This window comes from Rhodococcus sp. 05-2255-3B1, from assembly GCF_002258545.1.
Taxonomy (GTDB): domain Bacteria; phylum Actinomycetota; class Actinomycetes; order Mycobacteriales; family Mycobacteriaceae; genus Rhodococcoides.
Genome location: NZ_NOZC01000035.1, coordinates 50,893 through 74,472, shown reverse-complemented (window position 1 = coordinate 74,472; position 23,580 = coordinate 50,893). Strand labels below are relative to the sequence as shown.

Sequence of the window (23,580 nt, the reverse complement as noted above, 5' to 3'; positions counted from 1 at the left end):
CTTTGGGTCGAAAAGGCGCACAGCCAGCCGACCCTGAGTCGACGACGAGGCCGTCCGGTCTCGTGGTTAACGCGATCGGTGGAGGTTTCGATGCAGACGCTCAATGCTCACGACGTGGTTCGAGTGCGAACCGTTCTGGAGAAATTCGGAAAACTGCCGGTCCCCGTGGAGGGCATCGACGAGGCTGCCGATCTCTACGACAGCGGCCTCACCTCGCATGCCAGCGTCAACGTGATGATCGCACTCGAGGACGAATTCGACGTCGAATTCCCCGACACGATGCTGCAGAAGTCGACGTTCGGCAGCATCAACGCGATCGCCGCGGCCATCGCCCAGCTGACGGACTGAGGCCATGACCACCGTCTACGAGAGCTCGATCGACCAGTCGATCACCGACGTGCTGGCCGTACTGCGGACCTATGCCGACGAGGTCGACCGCGATGCCCGTTTCCCCACCGAATCGGTGGATGCGCTGCGCGACGCCGGCTTGCTCGGGGTCGGAATTCCGCGGGAGTTCGGCGGAGGCGGGGCAACACTGACCGACATAGCGCGGATCTCGCGTGCTCTCGGTGCCGAGTGCGCATCGACGGCGATGATCTTCGTGATGCACCAGTCGCAGGTGCTCAGCATCGTCCGCCACGGCAAGTCCGACGCGATGGCAGACCTGCAGCGTCGCATCGTGACCGATCGCATACTGGTGGCGTCTGCCACCACCGAGATCAACATCGGCGGCGACGTTCGCTCGAGCAGCTGTGCGGTGGAGTACGACGGCGAGCAGATCACGCTCAGCAAGAACGCACCGGTCATCTCCTACGGCGAGTACGCACAGATCGTGTTGGCGACGGCGCGGCGCAGCGTGGACAGCCCGCCGAGCGATCAGGTGCTCGTGGTGTGCGAGAAGCCCGACGTGACGCTGGTCAAGACCGGCACCTGGGACACCCTCGGCTTCCGTGGCACCTGCAGTCCCGGCTTCATGCTGGAGGCACGCACGACGACGTCGAACATCCTCGGCGACAACTACGGCGACATCTCCGCTCAGACCATGCTCCCGGTGGCGCACGTGCTGTGGGGATCCGCGTGGCTCGGTATCGCCGATGCCGCGGTCGCCAAAGCCCGCAAGTCGGTGCAGAAGGCCGCACGCAAAACTCCGGGAACGCCGCCGCCGAGCGCGCTGCGTCTCGCGGAGCTGATGGTGGTGCACGAGCAGTTGGTGGACACGGTGTTCGGTGCCGCAGCCAAGTTCGAGGCGATCGCCGACAGCCCCGCGGAGCTCGGAGCCATCGGTTTCGCGCTCAAGATCAACAACGTGAAGGTCACCGCGTCCTCACTCGTCATCGACATCGTCGGCAAGGCTCTGCAGATCTGTGGCATCTCCGGCTACCGACAGGGCGGCGAGATGAGCATCGGCCGTCATCTTCGTGATGCACACGGGTCCGCGATCATGGTCAGCAACGAACGCATTCTGGGTCACAACGCTCAGCTCTCCCTCGTCTACAAGGGCAAGTGATGACTACCACGCATTCCGCACCGGAGACAGAGATCAGCGAACTCGACTCCGCCCGAGCAGCTTTCCGCGCCGAGCTCATCGACGCCGGCTTGTTGGTACCCAGTTCGATTCCCGGATTGTACGGGCGCAGTGGCGAATTCGAGGACATCATCGAGTTCGTCGACGCCAGAGTCACCGCGGCCGGGGTCGCCGAACACGGCCGTCAGGCCACCAGGTTTCGATTCGCTCCGGTCTTTCCGCGAGAAGCGTTCGAGCGCACCGACTACATCGCGTCGTTCCCCAACCTCACCGGTGCGATCAACACGTTCGAGGGCGACAACAAGGCCCACGCGGAATTGTTGGCCGAGCGGTCCGACGGCAAGGACTGGGATCACTTCCTCCAGTCCGCGGGCACCATGCTGGTCTCGGCTGCGTGCCACCCGTCGTACTCGATGCTCACCGGCACGCTGCCCGAAGAGGGCACGCTGATGGACATCTACGGCTACTGCTTCCGGCACGAGCCCGCGGTGGATCCGGCTCGGATGCAGGCATTTCGGATGCACGAGTTCGTTCGAGTCGGCACTCCCGACGAAGCTGTGGCACACCGCGAACGCTGGGTACCGCGCGGGCTCCAGGTGCTGGCGGATCTGGGACTGGAAGCCGAGGCGGTCATCGCCAACGATCCCTTCTTCGGTCGCGCCGGACGCATGCTCGCGGCGAACCAGCGCAACGAGAACCTCAAGACCGAACTGGTCGTCAAGCTCTACGGAGAACTCGACGAGGGCACCGCGGTCGTCTCGTGCAACTGCCACCGTGATCACTTCGGGCACACCTTCGGCATCGAGACCGTCGACGGTGAACCCGCCCACAGCGCGTGCGTCGGTTTCGGCATGGAACGCATCGCACTGGCGATGCTCCGCACCCACGGACTCGATCGATCGGGCTGGCCTGCCGCACTGCGCAACTGATCGTTCCCGCTTCACCCGTGTACGTACACGAAGGACCAAATCTGTGAACAGCTCCCGCACCGCTCCTCGGCGCATCGGCTCAGTTCCCGCCGAGTCCTCTCCACGTACGGCGGGCGGCAAGTACCCGACGTGGTTCGGCCCGTCCGATTCGCCGCTGTTCGGTGCCGTCCACGTGCCGTCCGGCGGTCGGGCACGCGGCGGCGTCGTCCTGTGCCCGCCGCTCGGCAAGGAGCAGGTCGATTCGTATCGCGGTATGACCCTGCTTGCGCAGAAGCTCTGTGAGCAGGGACTTCTGGTGCTGCGGTTCGACTACCGCGGCACCGGCGATTCGTGGGGTGATCAGGATCAACCCGGCGCAGTCGAGCACTGGCGGCGGAGCATCGTCGAGGCCGTCGACTACGTTCGAGGTTGCGGGGTGAGCGAGGTCGGCCTCGTCGGTCTGCGCGTCGGTGCCTTGTTGGCGTGTTCGGTCGCCGCGGAATGCGGGCCACTGACCGCGTTGACGCTGTGGGATCCGGTCGTCAAAGGGCGGTCGTATCTGCACGAACAGCGCGCGCTGTATTCGGTGAGCGTCACCACCGACTCCGAGTCCGATCCCAGGGTGTCGATCATCGGCGCTGTGCTGCATCCCGATTCGGCCGCGGACTTCTCCGCACTGGACGCCGCGAAGACGAGTACCGACGCGCCGGTGCTCGTCGCCACCCGCGCCGAGCGGGGCGATACGAAGCCGGTACGCAAGCTGGTCGAGACTCTCGCGGCTCAGGAACACACGTTGACCGCTCACGACGACTTTCTCGAGCCGAGCGATTTCGAGGTCATCATCCCGACGGCCGACATCGCCTACCTCGCGACGTGGACGGCATCGAGATTTCCGGTCGAGCGCGCACGAGAGATCGAGCTGAAGCATCGCTCGACGTCCGTGGTCGACGGAATCCACGAGAACATCGAATACCTGGGCACACAGCGGCTTTTCGCGATTCGGTCCACCTCGGATCGATGCCGCGCAGGCGGACCGACCGTGGTGCTGTACCCCACTGCCAACGAGCACCGCGTCGGCCCGGTCCGCATGTGGGTGGAGCTGGCGCGGCTGCTGCCCCGCTTCGGAGTCTCCACGGTGCGTTTCGATCGACGCGGCACCGGCGAGAGCGGAATCGTGTCCGATGGGGAGTTGACCCGGCTCTACAGCGACGAAGGCAACGAGGACGCGCTCACCGCTGTCCGGCAGTCGGGGACCACTCCGGACAACGTCATGGTTGCCGGAATGTGCTCGGGCTCATGGTATTCCAGCTTCGCCGCCAGGGAACTGGGGGTTCGGGCCGCAGTACTGCTCAACACCCTGGACTGGACCACTCGTCGTCTCGAATTCGTCAAGCGTTCCTCGATGCACATCGAGGAAACGGGACTGAAGGCGCGCGCACTCGACCGTCTCCACCACTGGGGTGTGCGGACCAAGAATGCACTGCAGCCGCGGATTCCGTACGCGCTGTGGATCTGGCTCGGACGGCGCGGATTGATCCAGGTTCCCGAGATCTCGTTGCGCATTCTCAGCGACCGTCAGGTGCAGACGCGGGTTCTGCTCTCCCCCAGCGACACCACCTGGTTCGAGACCAATCGGGGCCCGGAGGGAATGCGCCGACTCCAGCGTCGATCGTCGGTACCCACTGTCACCTCCTTCGACTCCGGTGACCACTCGCTCTACGGTCGCGATCTGCGCGAGAACGTACGAGCCGAACTGGTGACGGCCGCCTCTGCTGCCTTCGACGTCGAGATCGCCGCCCCGTCGCCGCCCGTGCCGGTGGGGAAGGTTCGATTGTGAAGCACCGCGCTCCCAGGATCCTGCCGCCCAAGCACGAACAGCTCGAACAACTTCGGTGGTATCCGGTCGAACCGGCTCGGTTCGACCTGGGTCTGATGAACAGCCCGACGATGCCGGTGCCGACCGTACCTCGGCACGATGCCATGCACTCGGTCCACGTTTCCCCGATCGCCGACGTCGTCGAACGACCGCAACCCGAGAGCGGCCCGGGCTCGAAGGCCTCCGATCGCAATCTCGCGCTCAACTCGATGGCCCTGATGCTCTCGACGGCCATCACCGGCGCTCTCGGCCTGCTGTTCTGGGCCGCAGCCGGTCGGCTGTATCCCGTTGCCGAAGTGGGCAGCGCGTCGGCCGTCATCACCTCGGCGGTGATGCTCTCGACGCTGTCCAATCTGAGCCTCGGTTCGATGTACGAGCGATTCCTGCCGATCTCGGGTCGGTTGGCCAAGTCGTTCATCGTGCGCGGCTACCTCACCGTCACCGCATTCGCGTTCGTGCTCGGCGGCGGCTTCCTGCTGGTGGCGCCGGTGGACGAGATGTTCACCAGCACTGCCGAGATCGTGTCGTTCCCGTTCTTCGTCGCGGTGCTCGCAGTGTTCGCGCTGCAGGATCAGACCTCATCCGGCCTGGGCGTCGCACGTTGGGCGGCCGCCAAGAACGTCTTCCACGCCGTCGCCAAGTTCGTGCTGCTGTTGGCCCTCTACGCGACCGAGCGCAGTACCTCGATCATTTCCGCCTGGGCGGTCCCCGCCGTCGTGGCGTCGATCTTCGTCCTGCGCGCGATCATGAAGAACGTCCGGACCGAACAGCGGTACGCCGGCAAGCCGGACCTTCCGCCCACGCGCGAGATGTGGGCCTACTTCGGCTCGGCATACGGCATCACCGCTCTCGGCTCGCTCGCTCCGCTGCTCGTGCCGATGATCGTCGTTGCCACCCTCGGCGCCGAGGAGAACGCCTACTTCTCTCTCACCTGGTCGATCGTCAGCGCCCTCTACATCCTGATCAGCGTTCTGATCGGACCGTACGTGGCCGAGGTGGCGGCACACCCCGCGCAGTTCCACCGCCTGACCAAGCGGTTCATGACGCTCGTGTGCATCGTCGCACTGGGCGGGTCGATCTTTCTCGCGTTCATCGCGCCGTTCGGCCTCGGATTGATCGGCCAGGGCTACCGCGATCAGGGCACCATCATCGTGCAGCTGGCCGCGCTCACGATCCCACTGTCGGTCGTCGGTTCGCTGTACGACGGTCTGGCCCGCGTCCGTCGACGCATGCGACTGGCCGTGATCGTGCAGGTGGTGGCCACCTCGATCATCATCGGCGGCTCGGTGGCACTGTCGTCGTCGATGGGCATCGCTGCCGTCGGCTGGGCGTACCTCGCCGCCGAGGCGTTCGGTGCCGTCGTCCTGATCGTGCCGCTCGTTCGCTGGATTCGTGAACTGTCCGCAGGCAGCAACGGCGAGTCCGGTGAGAACCCGGGTCCGTCGGACTCCCCCGGACCTCGCGGGCCGGTCGACGATCACGACGCCGGATCGCCTCGATCGCGTCACCGACAACCCCGAGACGGTGGACCTCGGCACCGTGAACCGCATCCACGTGAGCGCCAGGACGGTCCACCGCCGCTCGACGATCCGTCACCGCGCCGTATTCCGGTCCATGCTCAACACAGGACGGCACCATGACTCAGACCTATCGCGCCAGCTCGTTGGACATGCTGCGGTCCGATTCGCGCATCGTGACCGTCCTGGGACCGGCGGACTTCGGCGATCTCGCCCGGGTGCAGAGCCGCGTACTCGCGCTGGCCTCGATCGGTCCTGCCACACGGCTGGGCCTGCGCGCCGACCAGTCCTCGGCGGGCTGGGTCTACGAACCGGAGCGGGTGCTCGAGCACATCGCCGATGGACCGGCCGTGGGTCGCGAGCAACTGGCCAAGGAACTCACCGAGTTCTCGCACGCGTCCACGCCCGGGATTCCTCTTCGGATGCGTCTGGCCGGTCGCTACCTGTTCCTCGATCTCAATCACGGTCTCGGCGACGCTCTGTTGCCGGTCGACCTGTTCGCGTACCTGGCCGACGCGCGTCCGGATGCACCGCTTCCGGCGTGGGCCGACCGTGCCGTCGACGGCCATCCTCTTCGAAAGGCCCTCCTGCGCTGGGTCGTTCGCAATCCCAGGAAAGTCGTCGACACGATCTACGACCGCGTACGCCCCGGCTCGAACCCCGAGTCCGCCACCTCGGCCGCCGCACCCGACACCCCGTCGCCGACGGCATTTCGGCCGTGGGCACCCTCGGCCGCGGTGGCCACCGCGGTGACCCGGCTCGGTACCACCGACGCAATCCGGCGGTGGCGGGAATCCCATCTGCCCGGCGCGAGCGTCAGCGCGGTGATGTGCGCTGCGGTGGCCTCGGCGTTCGCCCGCACGTCGTTCCCCCTCGATCGTTCTGCTGCCTTCCTGTTCGACTGCAGGCGATACCTTCCGCCGTCGTCCGTGGTGCTCGGCAACTTCGCGGCCGGGATCGGCTTCACCGACATCGATCCCACCTCGGCCGGGGACGTGAACGACGCACTGGCCGGTGCCATCGCCAAGGGCCGTCCCATCGCGTCGGCGACGATCAGCACCATCAAGTACAAGCGAGAGCACCGGGCCGTCTCCGGTGTGTTCGACGACCGCGTACCGGTCCGGCCCAAGGTCAAGCTCATGTACTCCGATGTCGGTAGAGTCAGGCAACTGGAGCCGGTCTCCTGGTTGGCCGAGCCCGCCGACCGCGCCTTCTTCGTGATCGCCGATCCGGGTCGACCGGAGTCGGTGATGATCACGATGGAGACCATCGGTTCGGTCGTCTTCGTCTCGGCGTCGTTCCACGACAATGTTTTCGACAGCCACACCGTGCAGGCCGCACTCGATCTCGTAGCGGCAGACCCCCTCGCATTGCTCGCCCCTCAGGAGAAGACCGCATGACCACCGAAGCGAAACGCCCCACGAAACCCGATGCGAACCGGCCGACGTCGAACACCGTCGCGCCCGCGCGCTCGAGTTTCGTCGCCCATGTCGCTCGGTGGGCCGGCCTGTCGGTGGTGCAATTCGTCCTCGTCGAGTACATCGTCTCGGCCACGTGGCGCGGGCTCTACAGCTACCGGAACAACTACATCAGTGAGCTCGGCATCCCGTTCTGCGGGCCCACCGGCAACTGGCCGTGCAGCGAGCTCTACGTTCTGCTCAACGCGTCGATGGTGCTGTTCGGCGTGGCGATCGCCGCCGTGGGCGGATCCTGGTACATCGTCCGCCGAATCGACGGCCGAGCCGCCTCGTTCTTCGTCGTCGCAGGTGCCGGTGCCATCACCGCAGGCGTCGTCAACCAGGGCGTGAACTACCCGATCCACTCGTTCGGGGCCACCGTGTTCTTCGTGTTCGGAAACTTCGGCCTCGTCATCGCGGGCGGGCACGGAAGCCTGCGACGCCCCATCCGCGTCGTGGTCACCGCGCTCGGAGCCGTCGGGCTGGCCGGCTACTTCGCCTACATGAGCGGTCACGAGTTCGGACTCGGTATCGGCTCCATGGAACGTATCGCCACCTATGCGCTCCTCGTGGGCATAGTCGTACTGTCGGTGTCGCAGTTCAAGGCGACGCGGGTACCGAAGACCGGCGACGAGACCACGTGAGTCGTCACGCCGCATCCAGCCGAGAGTCCGGCGCGGGGACCGTCGAGGTTTCGCGGCTTCCCGGAACCGGACTCATCGTCGAGCCTCCCCGACGGCGGTGGCCGTCCGTTCTGGCGTTCCTGATCGTGCTCGGTCTGGTCGTGGCAGGCACGGTGTACGGGCTTTCTCACCGCTCGGACGGAGCCGACATCGATCCCGACTCCACCGCTGGAGGCACCATCGACGCGAGTTCCACGACGTCGGCGTCCAACACTGCCGCCGCCAAGCCCGGATTCACCGTCTACGACGACTTCTCGGGGACGGCCGGCGACGCCGTGTCGGACGACCGCTGGAGTCACGACGTGGGCCAGACCGGTTGGGGCAACAACGAAAAGCAGAATTACACCGATTCGACCGAGAACTCGTCTCTCGACGGTGACGGCCACATGGTCGTCAACGCGATGCGCAACGGTGACGGGTACACCTCGGCCCGGGTGACCACCAAGGACAAGTTCGAGTTCACCTACGGCCGCGTCGAGGCTCGGATCAAGATGCCGGCCGGAGCCGGACTGCATCCGGCTTTCTGGATGCTCGGTACCGACCTGGACTCCGTCGGCTGGCCGCTGTCCGGCGAGATCGACATCATGGAGACGCTGAACCAGGCCGACCAGTACCACACCGGAATCCATGCCCCCCAACCCGATTCGTTGACGAGCCAGAAAGTTGACGCGGGCGGCATTCCGCCGGAGCCGCTGTCCGAGAACTTCCACACCTACTGGGTCGAGCGGTCGCCGGGTCGCGTGACCACCGGTATCGACGGCACCACCTTGGCCACCGTCACTCCGGACGACCTGATCGGCGGCGACAATTACTGGGTCTTTGACAAGCCGTTCTTCCTGCTGTTCAACGTCGCGGTCGCCGGCGACTGGCCAGGTCCCACCGACAACTCCACGCCGTTCCCGGCGACGATGTCGGTCGACTGGGTGCGGTATCGCACCGACTGAGACCGAGCTGCACTTGCCCGTACGTGTCACCCCGAAAGGACCATCCCCGTGTTACCTCCCGCGCTCCCCAGACACCAGGCTCCCGAATGGGACGGTGCCGTGTGGATCGGTGACATCGACCTGGAGCAGGATCTTCCGGAGTTTCTCACCCTCGACGATTCCGACGGTTACCGCCGTGCCCGACTGTTGATCCGACGCGGACTCGACCCGCTGGGCTTCGTCGAACTCGATGTCGTCGACGGCGCGGTCGCGGCACACGACGTTCGACGGGCTGCGATGTCGCTCGCGCAGGTTCCGATGCCCGACGCGCTGCCCGACCCCGATGGGACGCTGCCGCCGATCACCGTGGTGATCTGCACCCGCGACCGAGTCGAGCACTTGAAGGGCGCGCTCGCGTCGGTGTCCGCTCTGGACTACCCCGACTTCGAGGTGGTCGTCGTCGACAACGCGTCTCCGACCGATGCCACGCAGCAGTACGTTCGCGGGCTGGGCGACCCCCGCGTTCGCGTCGTGTCCGAGCCGACGGCGGGACTGTCGAGGGCAAGGAACACGGGTTTGCGGGCGGCCCGACACGACATCGTCGCCTTCACCGACGACGACGTCGCCGTGGATGCGAGGTGGTTGCGGAGCATCGCGCGCGGTTTCGGGCGGGCCGATCGGGTGACGTGCGTGTCCGGCATCGTGCCCAGTGGCGAGATCCGAACTCAGGCGCAGGCGTACTTCGATCGCCGCGTCGGGTGGGCGAGTTCGGTGACTCCTCGGGTCTACGACCTGAAGAATCCGCCGGCCGACGTGCCGCTGTTTCCGTTCCAGGTCGGGATGTACGGGACCGGAGCCAATTTCGCCGTCGACCGCGGACGGATGTTCGACCTGGGAGGATTCGACGAGGCGTTGGGAGTGGGATCTCCGACCAACGGCGGTGAGGACCTCGACATGTTCTTCCGAGTGCTGATGGCCGGCGACAAGCTGGTCTACGAGCCCGCCGCCATCGTGTGGCACCGTCATCGCGCCGATTCGGAGGCGTTGGCGGTACAGGCCCGCGGATACGGGCTCGGACTCGGCGCGTGGCTGTACACGGTCGCCACCGACCGCAGATCGGCAATGTTGGCCGCCACGGTGGCCGTCCGCCGACTCGGCAGCGCGATTCGGTTGTCCGCCAGGATGAGCAAGGTCGCCTCCCCTCCCGACGATCTCGCTGCCGACCTTCCCGACGGCATCGGCCGGATGGAACTGCTGTCCATCGCCAAAGGCCCCGCGGCCATCCGGCGCAGCAGGCGCGAAGGTCGCGAACGCACTCCTCTGGCGGGGGTGAACCGTGACCCAGTCCTCGACTGATTCCGGATACCGGTCCATCGCGGATCTGCGGCACAAGCTGTTCGTTCCGTCCGATTGGACCGTCGACTGGCCCGTCGGCACCACCGACTCCGCTGCAGGAACACGGCGGCGCGCAGGTAGCCGACTGCGCTACGCCGACATCAGCGTTCTCGCTGCGCTGTCCGGTCTGACCTCCATGATCGCGCTGCCGACACTGGTTCGCGTCGTGCTTCTGACGGTCCTGCTGTTCTTCGGACCCGGGGCCGCGATCCTGTCCTGGGTCCGTATTCCTCGCACCGCGGTTCCTGCTGCCCTGCCGATTCTGAGCATCTCGGTGGTGACCCTGATGGTGTCGGCGGCGATGTGGGGCTACCGCTGGTCGCCCCGGATGTGGACGTTGTGGCTGTGTCTGGCCCTGATCGGGTCGTCGCTGCTTTGGTACCGCAAGCACGGCCGTCCCGACCTGCCGGTGTGGATCTCGCGGGCACGTGAGGTCGTCGCTCCGTCGTCGCGAGCGTCCGCCCTCGCCCACGTGCGGTTCGTGCTGACCGATCGCGAGACGTTGCGACGCAACGTCGCTGGCCTGATTCTGGCGTTGGCGTTCTTCCTGTGGCTGCCGCTGTTGCCGGGTCTCGAGCGCGCGACGTACTCGCAGTTCGGGCTTCTGACCGCCGGAACCGGCCCCGGACTGGTGCTGTGCATGGTCCTGGTCATGGCGGCGTTCCTGATCGCGTTGCGGCGTCATCAACTTCGCACCATGGTGGTCGCCATCGGCCTGGCCATCGTGGTGCAGCGATTCACCGTCACGCTCGTCACGTCCGCTCCGATCTACGACTGGACGTACAAGCACGTCGCCGTCACGGAGTTCGTTCTGGATCTGAACCGACTGGCACCGAGCGGCGTCGACATCTACAGCGAGTGGCCCAGCTTCTTCCTCGTCTCGGCCTGGTTCCAGCACGTCACCGGATACGACACGCTGTCCCTGGCGCACGTGTTCGCGCCGATGATCCACGTGGTGCTCGCGGCGGCCGTCTACGGCCTCGCACGGGTCATGAAGTTCGACAAGCGCGCAGCGATCACGGCGGCGATGCTCGCCGAGGTCATCAACTGGGTTGGCCAGGACTACTACTCACCGCAGGCGTGGGCGCTACTGCTCGCCGTGGGCTTCCTGGCGCTGTTGATGTCCTCGACACTCACCAGGTCCGCGGCGTACGTGTCCATCGTTCCGTTCGCGGCACTGGTCCCCACACACCAGCTGACCCCGTACTGGCTGATGGCCGTCACCGGCGTGCTGCTGGTGACGCGACGAGCCAAGCCGTGGTGGTTGATGATTCCGCTCGGCATCATCCTGCTGGGATACCTGTATCCGCGACTGCCGATCGTGGCACCGTACGGACTCTTCCAGGGGTTCGATCCCGTGCAGAACGCCGCGAGCAACGTCGAGGCGGAGGGTGTGCTCGGCAAACAGATCACGTCTCTGGTCTGCCGCGCACTCTCCGGTGGGGTGTTCGTGCTGGCGTTCGCCTCGGCCGTCTACGCCTGGCGCACCAAGAAGACGTTCTGGGCTCCGATGGTGACGGCGTTCGGCTCGATCATGCTCCTCGCCGGCCAGAGCTACGGCGGTGAGGCGATCTTCCGGGTGTACCTCTATGCGATTCCCGGTTGCGTGCTCCTGATCGTTCCCCTGTTCCTGGCGCTGTTCGATCGGACGCCGTCCCAGGATCGCCCGTCCCGGGCCCGCAGGCTGACGGCCAGGATCTCGGTTGCGGTCGCCACTGCCGGGGCCATCGGGTCCGCTGTACTGGGCTTGCAGAGCTACTTCGGCCTGTGGCCGATCGTCCTCGAGAATCGCGAACAGATCGACGACGCAAGAGCGGTGGCCGCGCAGTCGCCGAACGGAACCGCGATCACGATGCTGTACTCCTCGGGCTACCCGGCCCGGTCGACGTCGGACTACGGACGACTGACCGCGGCCAACGAATACTGGGACGTCCCGCTCTACGCGCTCGGCCCCGAGTACATGGAGGGCTTCCCGACGCCCGAGAAGCTCGGCCAGATCGACTACAACGCGTCGATCAGCGACACACCTACCTACATGGTGCTGACTCGTCAGTCGCTCGAGGCGATGCAGTACTACGGTTTCGTCGCCGACGATGCGGTCGCCCGTTTCCGGCAGTGGCTCGCCACCAATTCGGCGTGGTCGGTGCGGTATCAGGACGCCGACACGATCGTCTATCAGTACCGATCTCGTTGATTCGGTTCACAAACTATGACGTGAATCTCCAAACAATCTTCCAGTTGGTTTGTTTGCAGCTTGACAAACCAGCAGCTTCTTTTAAGCTTGCTTTCAGTCAAAGGAAACAGTTCTTACGCTTCAGAACGAACGTCAAGGCACTGTCTGTGGATGCGGCGGGGGTCGATTCACGGAGCTCGGAGACATCTGCCCATCGCACTCGACCCATGTGGAATGGATATGTTGAATCGTCAGAATCCCCGCGTCAGTGTCGTCATCCCGACGCTCAACGAGGCCGCGAACCTTCGTCACGTCCTCCCCCTGCTCTCTCACGACTACGAGCTCGTGCTGGTCGACGGTGGATCCGTCGACGGCACCATCGACGCGGCACGCGAGATTCGCGGTGACATTCGCATCATCAAGCAGACCCGCAAGGGCAAAGGCAACGCGCTCGCATGCGGCTTCGAGGCCGCTACCGGTGACATCATCGTCATGTTCGACGCCGACGGTTCCGCCGATGCCGCCGAGATACCGCGCTTCGTCGACGCCCTGATCGCCGGTGCCGACTTCGCCAAGGGCAGCCGGTTCTGCGAGGGTGGCGGGAGCCACGACATCACGCCGCTGCGCCGCGCGGGCAACGGTGGCCTGCACCTGGTGGCCAACACGCTCTTCGGAACTCGATTCTCGGATCTCTGCTACGGCTACAACGCTTTCTGGCGCGATCTGGTGCCGGTCCTCGACCTGCCCGTCGTCGATCAGCCGGGTGCCGAGGGCATGATGCTCTGGGGCGACGGTTTCGAGATCGAGACCATCATCAACTGCCGCTTCGCCGAGGCGTCCGTGCGCATCGAGGAAGTGCCGAGCGTCGAACTGGCCCGCATCTACGGCCAGAGCAATCTGCGCACGTTCTCGGACGGCTTCCGGGTGTTGCGCACCCTGATGACCGAACGCATGCGTGCCCGCAGGATCAAGCGCAGGTCCATCGTGCGCCCGTTGCGCGAGTCGATCGACGCCCGTACCGACATGGACCTCGAGTTCGAGGCTCTGGAGTCGTACAACGAGGTTCTCGAACTCCGCGAGAAGACGGCGTGAGTCTGCCGACTTCCTCGGTAGTCATCTGCGCGTACACGTTGGCTCGATGGTCCGAACTCCGGGTCGCCGTGACGGCCGTCCTCGACCAGGACGTGCCTGCCGACGAACTGATCGTCGTCATCGATCACAATGCGCAACTGGCCGAACGCGCACGCGACGAGTTCTCGCCGCTGCACCGGAGCGTGAACGTGGTGGAGAACAACCACCCTCGCGGCCTCTCCGGAGCGCGCAACACCTCGCTCGATATCGCGACCGGTGAGATTGTCGTCTTTCTGGACGACGACGCCTCACCGCGCACCACAGAGTGGCTCGGAGCCATTCTGTCCCATTACTCGGACGATGCCGTGTACGCCGTTGGGGGCTCTGCATACCCGGTATGGCCGGACAAGCGTCCGGCCTTCTTACCGGCCGAGGTAGTGGGTGAACCCGGCGAACTCGATTGGGTCGTCGGGTGCACCTACCGCGGGCAGCCCACGGAAACCGCTCAGGTCCGCAATCTCATGGGCGCGAACATGTCGTTCCGCCGTGAGCCCGTCGTCGCACTCGGCGGATTCGTCTCCGGCATCGGCCGGATCGGACGTGTCCCCCTCGGCTGCGAGGAGACGGAGTTGTGCATCCGTCTGCGCCAGACGCATCCGGACGCCCAGATCGTGTTCGATCCTTCGATCGTCGTCGATCACACGGTCAGTGCCGACCGCACTCGTCCGCGTTACCTCATCACGCGCAGCTACGCCGAGGGCGTGTCCAAGGCCGCCATCGCCCGGTTGATCGGGGCCGAGGACGCACTGTCCTCGGAGCGGGCGTACACCGCCAAGATTCTGCCTCGTGCGGTCGGCCGGGAGACCAGCGCCGCTGCGCGCGGCAACCCGGCACGCGCATGGGGTGCGATGGCCGTGGTGGCAAGCGTCGGTGCAGCCGGAATCGGCTATGCCCGAGGCAGACTCAGCACGAGCCGCTAGTAGCACGTGCACAGAACTTCGTAGCCCACTACGAATTTCTGCTCACGACCTCGGTGCCACCGAGGCCCGCTCCACCGAGTTGAGCGCGCGCACATGTCCGCGCGGTGCACTCGCGCCACGACCGACGAGAGTCAGGGTACGAGGTTCGTTCGGTGCCAGGTGGAACCACGAGTCCGACACCTCGAAGCCGTCGATGTCGACGCAGACGTACTGCGCCGGCCAGTCGGCTCGGACGGTCAGTTCCCAGTTCCCCGAGATCGTTTCGACGACACTGGCGACCAATCCCACCGTGTTCTGCCGACTCTGCGCGCCGACGAGCGCGGTGGTTCGCGCCACCTCCACACCATTGTCGTCCGAGAACACGACCGTGACGGCGGAGTAGGTTCGACTGCCGAAGCGGTAGGCATGGTTGGCGTCGGTGAAGGTACCGACGATCGAATCCACCGTCAGTGCGACGGATCCGTTCGCCGGGGCGTGCACCGCACGTTCGTACTCGTGGCTGCCGCGGGAGGCGTGCAACACCACTCGGATACTGCCCGAGCGTGCCGGCCCGTCGTTGACCAGTTCCACCGAATAGCCGTCGAGTCCGTTGTCGGACAACAGCAATGCCACCGGGGCGCTTGCCCGCGCCAGTGCGTAGAAGGGAGCCTTGGGCACACCGGCGGTGTCGACGATGCCCCAGCCTGCGCCGGGGACGGTGTCTCGTAGCGTCAGCACGAGGGCTCCGGCGCACCCCGAGGATGCTCGACGCCAATGGCCGAACGCTTCGGTGAAGGCTTCGACGATCGCCGCTCTGCCGTAATCGAGGTACAGCTCTGCGTCGTCCCGCCGGATCAGGTGCGGGTCGACGCCGAAGATCGTGCGTACGTAGTGATCTCGCACGTCCTCGAAATCCCAGGACGAGCCGCGGTCACGGGGGACGGCGGCCTTCCAGTCCGGGTGGTGACCGGCGACGGCCGCGGACCCGAAGAATTTCTCCACCTGCGCCCGCTCCGGGGGGACTGCGAAGGCCAGGCATTCTGCCGCGAAACGCACGCCGGCAGTGCGGATATCGGACAGTGGCCGGAGGTATCCGCCCACGCCGAAGTAGTGCGCAATGCCGTCGCCCACGTGTGTGTGCAGTTCTCCGCTCACGCTGGACGGGCTCGATGTCACGTACGCGACTCCGGGTAGGCGATCGGCGAGAAAATCGGGAACGACGCTGTCCAGCATCGTCATTCGCTGATCATCGGCCCCGAGTCCCACCATCGTGGGTTGCTGCTGGGTCTCGCTTCCGCCACTGACGACCATCAGGGAAGGGTTGGCCGAGACGGTGTCGGCGAACGCGTCGAGCTCGCGGGTGACCGCTGCGGTGTAAGCGTCGTCGGTGGGCGGGTCGATGGTGCCGAACATGACGTCCTGCCACACCATGATGCCCAGTTCCGCACACAGGGACCAGAATTCGGGCTGCTCGTACACCAGGGTGCCGACGATGCGCACCATGTTCAGGCCCGCCGACCGGAGCTGCTCGAGTGCCGCCCGCAGTTCGGGCTCCGGCGACCACAACCGCACCGGGTCCAGCGGGGTCCACGTTCCTCCGCGACAGAAGACGTTCTCACCGTTGACCGTCAGGACTGCGCCGCCGGCCGTGCGGTCCAGGTCGACCGTACGAAACCCGACGACGCCCATGGGATGCACGACGCGGTCCACCTCGAGCTCGACGCGATAGGTCCGCGGTCGGCCGTGAGTGTGGGGCCACCAGAGTTCGACGTCGGGTAGCGTCACCGACCGGTCGATGTGTTCGACGGTTCCGAGTTCGACCGTGTGAACTCCGGACACGGTGTCGTCGATCATGATTCGAGCCGCCCCTGGGGCATCGAGCTCGGCGCGCAGTGTGACGATGCCGTCCGTACCCGATACCGCCGTCGACAGGGCGACACGACGAACGTCGGGGATCACCGACATCGACACCGGGCGCCACGGTCCGACCGGTACCGGAAGGGGCCCGTACACGGGTGCGCGTCCGAGCATCGTCGTCCGCTCGTGCCTCAGCCCCTGCGCGGCGATCATCGACGATCTCCACCGACCGCGTGCGCGTCGAGACTTCAGATGTGCACTCAGCGATTCGATGTGGACGGCGATGGCGACGGTGTCACCGCAGTCCGTCAGATCGAGAGTCTCGGGAACGAACATCGACGTCACGGTTCGGCGATGGACGCCGTCGATCCAGATCTGGGCACGGGTTGCGATGCCACCGAAACTCGTTCGCACCCGGCGATGGTCACCGGTGGGGACATCGGCGACGAACCACCAGTCGTGATCGTCCGGATTCACTGCGAGTGAGCTTCCGAGCGCGGTGGCAACCGTGCCCGGCACCACCGCGTCGATCCAGTCGAGATCGTCTCGTAGGTCGCGGGGGTCGAGAACGGAACCGGCGTCGGTTCGGGCCAGACGCCACCGAACGCCGTCGAGCAGATCGATCACGTTCCCAATGCACCCGCAACGATGTCCATGGCCGCCATCCAGTTCTTGCTCATCTCGATCAGCGGCTCGTCGAGCACCACGTCCCGGCCACGTGCCGCGCGTGCCATCCGGAACTGAACGGCCTTGGCACCGGAGGCGGCGGCGAGAAAGTGCGGAGCGGCAACGGCGGTGCCCGCCACACCTCGGCCTTCGAGGTAGTGCACATAGTTCGCGGCGAGTTCTGCCGTTGCGCCGAACTGCCGGAGCAGGCCGAACGACCACAGATGGAAGGCGTCGGGACCGGCGGTCTGCACGAGCGGGATGTCGGCGATGATTCGGCGGGCCAGCGCATCGACCGGGTTACCCGGAGCGCGGCGCGCCAGGTGTGCGCGAGCGACATCGAGGTCACGGTCACCGAAACCGGCGTCGAGAACCGTGGCGTCCACTTTGATCTGCTCGACGTACGGCAGCAGCACCTCGGCGTGCGGTTCCGGAGCGAGATTGAAGATGCCGTCGAAATCGGCCCCGGTGAGCTCGAAGTAGCCCCGATTGTGGAAGTACCCCATCACCTTGGCGTCGCGATCGACGAGGTTGGGCACGATGGTGGTCTTGGTGTGCTGATTGCGGTAGCTGGTCCCCGCGGTGTCGGGCAGCCAGAAGCCGTCGACCTCCACGGTGACGTGGATGCCGTCTTCCAGGCCTTCGACGACGTGCTCGAGCACCGGGCGCCACACGTTCATCTCGGCGACACCGATGCCGTACAGGGTGCGTAGGTCCTCGGGCGCGATCTTCACGAAGTCCCACTGTCGCCCGTCGCATCCGGCGCTCAGCACGAAAGCGAGAGCGGGGGTCGGATCGGCACCGAACGAATGCAGAACTTCGATCCACAGGTCGACGTAACAGTTGGTTTCGGTCCAGATGCGGTCGTGATTGTGTATCGGGTGCGGTCGGTAACTGATGGGGTCGAGTTCCAGGACTCGAAGGCTGGTCCCGAGCCTGTCCAGCACTGCATCGTTCGACATGAAGCCTCTCCTACCGGATCGAATGTCGGACGGTCCCCGAGCCGCATTTGTCCGTATTGCCTGTATCCAGGCCCCTAATCCTAACGAATCGGTTTGTTCTTCGCACTCGATCGGACGGTAGGATTGTTTTTGCTTGGACGAACTACCTGCGCGGCCACCACCTCGACAGCAGTGATTCCTGACCCCGATACCGGGGGCAATCACAGAGCGAGCAGTCGGTTCCGCGCCGGTAATGCTGGTGCGCAGCTTGTTCGTGATGGCACTTACACAATGGCTCTGAGCTGGGCACATGCCGAGTGTAGACAACACCTGACACATCCACGCCCAACTCGGGTTCGCATGAGGAGGCACACGCGCGATGCGCCGTTTTGCAACCAGCGCCGCGCTGGTCATCGGCTGGGCTCTGCTCGCAGCCGTAGTCGGAATGTTCTTCGTTCGCCAGGTAGGTGTGACGGAGATCACTTTCGTTGCCTTCGTCGTCGGCGCTCCGTATCTCGGTATCGCCTCGATCGTCGCCGTGCTGTTGTTCGCCGCGGCGCGCTCGCGTATCGGATCGGCCGTCGCAGTACTGGTGACCATCGCGGTGGTCGGGGTTCAGGTGCCGATGTTCCTCGCGGACGGCCCGGACAACACCGGACCGGAACTGACGGTCCTGACGATCAACGTGGCGCACGGTGACGCCGACGCCGCGTCCATCGTCGACGCAGTGCGCAGCAACGATGTCGACATTCTCGCGGTCCAGGAACTGACCCCGGAAGAGGTCACCGATCTACAGGCCGCGGGTATCGACGACCTTCTGCCGTTCTCCTTCACCGCTGCGCTCCCGGTCGCCGATGGCACCGGACTGTGGAGCCGCACCCCGCTGACCGACGGCACCCGCCTCGACAACTTCGGATTCGTACCGGTGCAGGCGAGAACCACCGTCGACGGGCAGGAGCTGACCGTTGTGTCCTTCCACGCCATGTCTCCTGCCACACCGCGCCACACCACCGAGTGGGATGCCGACCTGGCCCGGATGCGGTCGATCATGGACACCTACCAGGGCACTGTGCTGGTCGCCGGCGATTTCAACGCCACCAACGACCACCGGCAGTTCCGCACACTGGCATCGTCCCCGTTCTCCGACGCGGCCGACGGGGCGGGTGCCGGCCTGTTCCGCACGTTCCCGTCGGAGCGTCCGCTCGCGCGCCTGGACCATGTGGTGACGAGTCAGAACGTCCGCGCCCGGTCGGTCGAGCCGTTGGCGATCCCGGACAGCGATCACCTGGCCGTTCTCGCGGAGTTGCAGCTGCCCTGAACTGGGCGGCCGCAGGCACCGGCTAGAAGCGGGGCAACTCGATCACCGGTGCGGGCGGAAGCTGGATCTGCGGCAACTGGATCTGCGGCAGGCCGGGGATCAGCGGAGCCGGGGCCGGCGCAGGAGCAGGCGCGGCGGGCGGCACGTATTCCGGCTCGGAGTACGTGCGGGCCGGAGCCTGAGCTGCCTCGGTGGTCGGCGGCACGGTGGTGGTGGGTGCTGCGGTGGTGGGCGGCACGGTGGTCCTCGGCGTCGTGGGCTCCGCAGTGGCGGGTGCGGTCGTCTCGGTCGGTGCACTCGTCGGCTCCGTGGAGCTGCCGCCGTACCCCAGGGACAACCCGAGTGCGGCGACTGCGACGAGACCGCCTGCGACCAGTACTGCGCCGCGCACCTTGCGCTTGGAGTCGGCGGGCTTGTCGGCAGCGGGCTCCGGGCTCAACCAGTCCGGAGCCCCGGTCAACGATGCGGGATCGGACGGAGACTGCCGAACGCCCGGCTGCGGGCCCGGTCGGCGCGGTGCGTCGGCCACCGGAGTCGCGAGCAGCGCCGCGCCGCGTGCGGCCACCGATTCCGGGTTCGCCGGGGTTACGACGGGGAGGCCGATCCACGCCGTGAGAATCGATTCGACCAGCGGAATGCGTGCTCCACCGCCGATGAGGAACAGCGCGTCGACGTGCTTGGGTGACCGACTGATCACGTCACGGACCAACCGTGCCGAGTACTCGATCGGAACGGTCACCAGAGACTCGAACGACTCGCGCGAGATCAGGATCACGCCGCCGTCACCGGGCAGGCAGACCGCGCCGCTGGTCGAGAGCTGCTCCTTGGCCACTCGGCACCGCGCGGTGAACTCGCTCAGTTCCTGGTTGTCGGCAATGTCGACGCCCTGCTTGGCGAGCTGGTTGTCCGAGATGAGCCGATCGAAATCGTCGCCGCTGATGTCGATGGTGCGCTCGGCGAGCAGGACCTGCCCGGTGCCGCGGTCGATGACACTGATCGTCAGTCCGGAGCTGCCGAGATCGTAGAGAGCGATGGTGCCGAAGTGTCCCAGTTCGCCCGACGCCTCGAGGTACTGCAACGCTGCTCGCGCCTCGGGAACCAGTCGGTAGTTGTAGAGCCGCTGACTCGCCATCGCCTGCTGGATCTCGCCGAACTGCTGCTGGTCTCGATACGCGACGCCCGTCGCTTGAACCGGTCCGCCGTCTCCCGGCTGCGAGAGCACGACGCCGATCGATTCGGCGGCCAATTCCTCCGCGCGGTCCCAGTAGGCGTCGACGGTGTCGTGGTGGAAGTCGAGCCGACCCGAATCCTGAGGGCGCGCGTCGGGGCGAGCCATGCGCACGGCACTGGCTCCCACCGACACGCCGAGAACTTCGGTCATTACCCGCCTTCGGTCGACTTCCCCGTGAACACACGCCGAGACTCGATGTCACGAACGAGTCTCGATCCCCCTGCCAATGGCTCACTGTAGCGCGTCCCGCAGTGCACAGTGCAGCACCCGACCACAGCACTACAGTTGCGGGCATGCGCGTTCTGTTCGTCTGCACCGGGAACATCTGCCGATCGCCCACAGCCGAGCGACTTGCGGCTGCTTTCGCGCGCGAGGGCGGGTTCGAGCTGACCGCGAGCAGCGCCGGAACGCAGGGGTTGACCGGACATGCCATGGACCCGACGGCTGCGACGGTGCTGACGCAGCTCGGCGGCGACCCGGACGGTTTCGTCGCCCGACGCCTCACGCCTGCGATCGCTGCCGACGCCGACCTCGTTCTGACGATGACGGCGGCACACCGAGACTCCGTTCTCGCCCTTGCACCGCGACAGATGCGTCGCACCTTCACGCTGCTCGAGGCGGCCGGTCTCGCTGCCGCGTCGGGCGCGAGCACCGTTGCCACTCTGGCCGACGCACGGGCGGTGCACCGTGTCGACACACTCGACATCGGCGATCCGTATCGGCGTGATCACTCGGTGTACGAGCAGGCCGGGGAGTTGATCGCGGAGACGCTGCCTCATGTTCTGCGGTTGGCGACCCAGTGACCGTCCACCTCTCACCACTCCGCTCGCTGAGGTAACGTTCTCGCATCATTGCCGACCATCCGGGTCCGGCCACGGCGTTAGGGTCTGTGCATGCGCGACAAGGTCATCGCGTCGGCAGCAGTGGCGAGCGCCGGCGTGGCCGTCGCGGTGGGTTTGACCATCGGCGCTCTCGGTGGTGCGTTCGACGACTCGAGCGAGACCGTTCGTCCGCCGGCTCTGAAGTCGGACAGCCTGAGTTCGGTCGAGACGACACCGACCTCGACGATCGTCATCGTCCCGCCGTCGCCCACATGGCAGGTCGCGGTACCCACCACCGCTCGCCCCACGACGACGACTCCGGATCGGCCCGAGACCACGACGCGTAGTCCGCGCCGAACCCCGTCCTCGGACCGCACGACGACCACCACCTCGACGGAGGATTCGGACGACGAGAGCAGCACCACGGAACCCGAGTCCGACGCCGGCCCCTAGACACCGGCAGAATGCGCTGAGCCGGGCTTCGTCAACGCCGTGTTGTCACCGATTCGCAACGCGGCCACCAGTTCTCGGTAGAGCGAGTCGGTGTTCATGAGCTCGGAGTGCGTGCCTCTGGCGCGGACAACTCCGTCCTCCATCACGAGGATCGTGTCGGCGTCGAGCACGGTGGACAACCTGTGCGCGATGGTCACGACGGCCGAGTCGGTCGCGATCGATCGGATCACCTCGTGGATCGCCGCCTCGGTGCGGCCGTCGACCTGAGCGGTTGCCTCGTCGAGCAGAAGAATTTCCGGACGCCGAACGATGGCCCTGGCCAACGCAATTCGTTGACGCTGTCCACCGGAGACGGTCGATCCGATCAGGTCGGTGTCCAGCCCTTCGTCCAACGCACGGATCGCCGAGTCCAGATGCACCGATTCGAGCGCCGCCCAGATGTCGGCCTCGCTGGCCTCGGGATGGCTGAACAGCAGGTTCTCTCGAATCGAGCCGGGAAGAACCGGCGTCTCCTGTTCCACGTACGACAACCGGGCTCGTACCTCGTCGATGGTCAGCTCGTCGTACGGGGTTCCGCCGAGCCTGATCTCGCCGGCCTCGGGCGTCAGGAAGCGCAGGATCAACGAGAAGACGCTGGTCTTGCCCGCCCCCGACGGTCCGACGATCGCGGTGTGTCCACGCGCGGGCACCTCGAGGTCCATCCCGCGCACGGCCGGCTCCCTACCCGGTGCGTATCGTGCTGTGACGCTGCGGAATTCGAGGGCCGGAGCGGGCGCACGGGTCTTCTCAGACCGGATCGAACCCGTCTCCCCTTTCTCGGTGACCAGGTCGTCGATCTGGCGAATTCGGGCCGCCGCGGCCATACCGGCCTGCAGTGCGGTGATGTTCGTGGCCAGTGTGGACACCGGGCCCATCACCTGGAATGCGTACAGCAGAAACGCGATCAGGCTGGACACGGCCAGCGTTCCGGTACTGACGCGATAGCCGCCGAGGCCGAGGATTCCGATGATCGCCAACTGCACTCCGCCTCCGGCGAACGTCCATGCCAACGCGGAGATCTTGACCGCCCTGACGCTGTGCTGCGCGGAGATTCGCGCCTCGGAGATGACTCGCTCCGATTCGCGGGCCTCGGCCCTACTGGACTTGACGGTCCGAATCGCCCGCAGCGTGCCGTCGAGAATTCCGCCGAGGCGGCCCACTGCCTCCTGGGATTGCCGCTGTGCGACGGCGATCGGAGGCATCAGGCGAGCGAACAGCACCGCGATCGCAATGATGGCCACGGCGATCGCGCCGAGCAGCACCAGATCCAGCACGGCCATGAGAATCAGTGCGCCGACGAGGCCCACCACACTGTTGACTATGGCCACCAACGCATTCGAGGTGGCCTCGCGCAGCAGAACGGTGTCGGAGGTGACCCGGGTGACGAGTTCTCCGGTGGGCCGGGTGCCCAGACTACCGACGGTGGCACCGAAGTACTTGCGCACGATGGATTTACGGGCGTCCAGAACCACGCGTTCGGCCAGGACCCCCAGCACGATCCATTGCAGATACAGAACCAGTGAGCCCACCACGAGCAGACCGACCAGGATCAGCACCGGCATTATCAGGGACGAGTCGGTGCCGAGACCGTCGAGCACTCCTTTGGCGACCATTGGCGTCGCCAGTGCTGCCCCGGTGCCGATCAGACCGAGTGTCAGGCCGAGCGAGAGAGTCCGGCGGTGCGGGCGAACGAACTGCCACAGCACGCGCAGATTCGGGACCGTGATCTTCTTCTTCTCTGCCGTAGCGATCTGCACGTCGACCATG

At 65.9% G+C, this 23,580-nt stretch carries 19 protein-coding genes; 15 read left to right on the top strand and 4 right to left on the bottom strand.

What is annotated here, in order from left to right:
- Positions 1-90 precede the first annotated feature (90 nt).
- From CH249_RS19785 to CH249_RS19730, 12 genes are all read left to right on the top strand, one after another.
- Positions 91-348, top strand: coding sequence for an acyl carrier protein (locus tag CH249_RS19785; protein ID WP_032396368.1), 258 nt, complete (start codon positions 91-93; stop codon positions 346-348).
- A gap of 4 nt (positions 349-352) precedes the next feature.
- The gene (locus CH249_RS19780) at positions 353-1,507 is read left to right on the top strand and encodes an acyl-CoA dehydrogenase family protein (protein WP_094683575.1); all 1,155 of its coding nucleotides are present in this window, start codon (positions 353-355) and stop codon (positions 1,505-1,507) included.
- A complete protein-coding gene (locus tag CH249_RS19775) occupies positions 1,507-2,454 on the top strand; it encodes an amino acid--[acyl-carrier-protein] ligase (RefSeq protein ID WP_094683574.1) in 948 nt (315 codons plus the stop codon). Before CH249_RS19780 ends, CH249_RS19775 begins: the two co-directional genes overlap by 1 nt.
- A gap of 43 nt (positions 2,455-2,497) precedes the next feature.
- Complete coding sequence (locus CH249_RS19770; RefSeq protein ID WP_256988383.1) at positions 2,498-4,270, top strand: hypothetical protein; 1,773 nt, start codon at positions 2,498-2,500, stop codon at positions 4,268-4,270.
- Positions 4,267-5,949, top strand: coding sequence for a lipopolysaccharide biosynthesis protein (locus tag CH249_RS19765; RefSeq protein ID WP_179273043.1), 1,683 nt, complete (start codon positions 4,267-4,269; stop codon positions 5,947-5,949). Before CH249_RS19770 ends, CH249_RS19765 begins: the two co-directional genes overlap by 4 nt.
- Positions 5,946-7,226, top strand: a complete 1,281-nt coding sequence (locus CH249_RS19760) for a hypothetical protein (protein ID WP_094683573.1) — start codon at positions 5,946-5,948, stop codon at positions 7,224-7,226. Before CH249_RS19765 ends, CH249_RS19760 begins: the two co-directional genes overlap by 4 nt.
- Entirely contained in the window at positions 7,223-7,927 is a 705-nt protein-coding gene (locus CH249_RS19755) for a DUF998 domain-containing protein (RefSeq protein WP_052683804.1), read from the top strand. The genes CH249_RS19760 and CH249_RS19755 overlap by 4 nt, the downstream gene beginning before the upstream one ends.
- Positions 7,924-8,910: a glycoside hydrolase family 16 protein gene (locus CH249_RS19750; protein WP_256980349.1), complete on the top strand. Its 987-nt coding sequence runs from the start codon at positions 7,924-7,926 to the stop codon at positions 8,908-8,910. Before CH249_RS19755 ends, CH249_RS19750 begins: the two co-directional genes overlap by 4 nt.
- 48 nt (positions 8,911-8,958) lie before the next feature.
- The gene (locus CH249_RS19745) at positions 8,959-10,245 is read left to right on the top strand and encodes a glycosyltransferase family 2 protein (protein ID WP_254924158.1); all 1,287 of its coding nucleotides are present in this window, start codon (positions 8,959-8,961) and stop codon (positions 10,243-10,245) included.
- The gene (locus tag CH249_RS19740) at positions 10,226-12,478 is read left to right on the top strand and encodes a hypothetical protein (RefSeq protein ID WP_094683572.1); all 2,253 of its coding nucleotides are present in this window, start codon (positions 10,226-10,228) and stop codon (positions 12,476-12,478) included. The genes CH249_RS19745 and CH249_RS19740 overlap by 20 nt, the downstream gene beginning before the upstream one ends.
- A 213-nt stretch (positions 12,479-12,691) precedes the next feature.
- Positions 12,692-13,549 (top strand): glycosyltransferase family 2 protein, encoded by an 858-nt coding sequence (locus CH249_RS19735; RefSeq protein WP_082073801.1) that lies wholly within the window; start codon positions 12,692-12,694, stop codon positions 13,547-13,549.
- Positions 13,546-14,508 (top strand): glycosyltransferase family 2 protein, encoded by a 963-nt coding sequence (locus CH249_RS19730; RefSeq protein WP_094683571.1) that lies wholly within the window; start codon positions 13,546-13,548, stop codon positions 14,506-14,508. Before CH249_RS19735 ends, CH249_RS19730 begins: the two co-directional genes overlap by 4 nt.
- A 42-nt stretch (positions 14,509-14,550) precedes the next feature.
- Here the strand turns inward: CH249_RS19730 and CH249_RS19725 are convergent, their stop codons facing one another.
- Together CH249_RS19725 and CH249_RS19720 are read right to left on the bottom strand one after the other, a co-directional pair.
- The gene (locus CH249_RS19725) at positions 14,551-16,971 is read right to left on the bottom strand and encodes a glycoside hydrolase family 2 protein (RefSeq protein WP_094683570.1); all 2,421 of its coding nucleotides are present in this window, start codon (positions 16,969-16,971) and stop codon (positions 14,551-14,553) included.
- Positions 16,968-17,972: a DUF1839 family protein gene (locus CH249_RS19720; RefSeq protein ID WP_094683569.1), complete on the bottom strand. Its 1,005-nt coding sequence runs from the start codon at positions 17,970-17,972 to the stop codon at positions 16,968-16,970. Before CH249_RS19720 ends, CH249_RS19725 begins: the two co-directional genes overlap by 4 nt.
- 358 nt (positions 17,973-18,330) lie before the next feature.
- Between CH249_RS19720 and CH249_RS19715 the strand changes: the two genes are divergently transcribed.
- Positions 18,331-19,269, top strand: a complete 939-nt coding sequence (locus CH249_RS19715) for an endonuclease/exonuclease/phosphatase family protein (protein WP_094683568.1) — start codon at positions 18,331-18,333, stop codon at positions 19,267-19,269.
- Positions 19,270-19,291: 22 nt separating this feature from the next.
- Here CH249_RS19715 and CH249_RS19710 read toward each other — a convergent pair whose 3' ends face one another.
- A complete protein-coding gene (locus tag CH249_RS19710) occupies positions 19,292-20,650 on the bottom strand; it encodes an Hsp70 family protein (protein ID WP_094683567.1) in 1,359 nt (452 codons plus the stop codon).
- A 143-nt stretch (positions 20,651-20,793) separates the two neighbouring features.
- Here CH249_RS19710 and CH249_RS19705 point away from each other — a divergent pair, with 143 nt between their 5' ends.
- Together CH249_RS19705 and CH249_RS19700 are read left to right on the top strand one after the other, a co-directional pair.
- Positions 20,794-21,303 (top strand): low molecular weight phosphatase family protein, encoded by a 510-nt coding sequence (locus CH249_RS19705; protein WP_094683566.1) that lies wholly within the window; start codon positions 20,794-20,796, stop codon positions 21,301-21,303.
- Between the two features lie 90 nt (positions 21,304-21,393).
- A complete protein-coding gene (locus tag CH249_RS19700; RefSeq protein WP_032396102.1) occupies positions 21,394-21,774 on the top strand; it encodes a hypothetical protein in 381 nt (126 codons plus the stop codon).
- Here CH249_RS19700 and CH249_RS19695 read toward each other — a convergent pair.
- Positions 21,771-23,579: an ABC transporter ATP-binding protein gene (locus CH249_RS19695; protein WP_094683565.1), complete on the bottom strand. Its 1,809-nt coding sequence runs from the start codon at positions 23,577-23,579 to the stop codon at positions 21,771-21,773. The genes CH249_RS19700 and CH249_RS19695 overlap by 4 nt on opposite strands.
- Position 23,580: the final 1 nt, after the last annotated feature.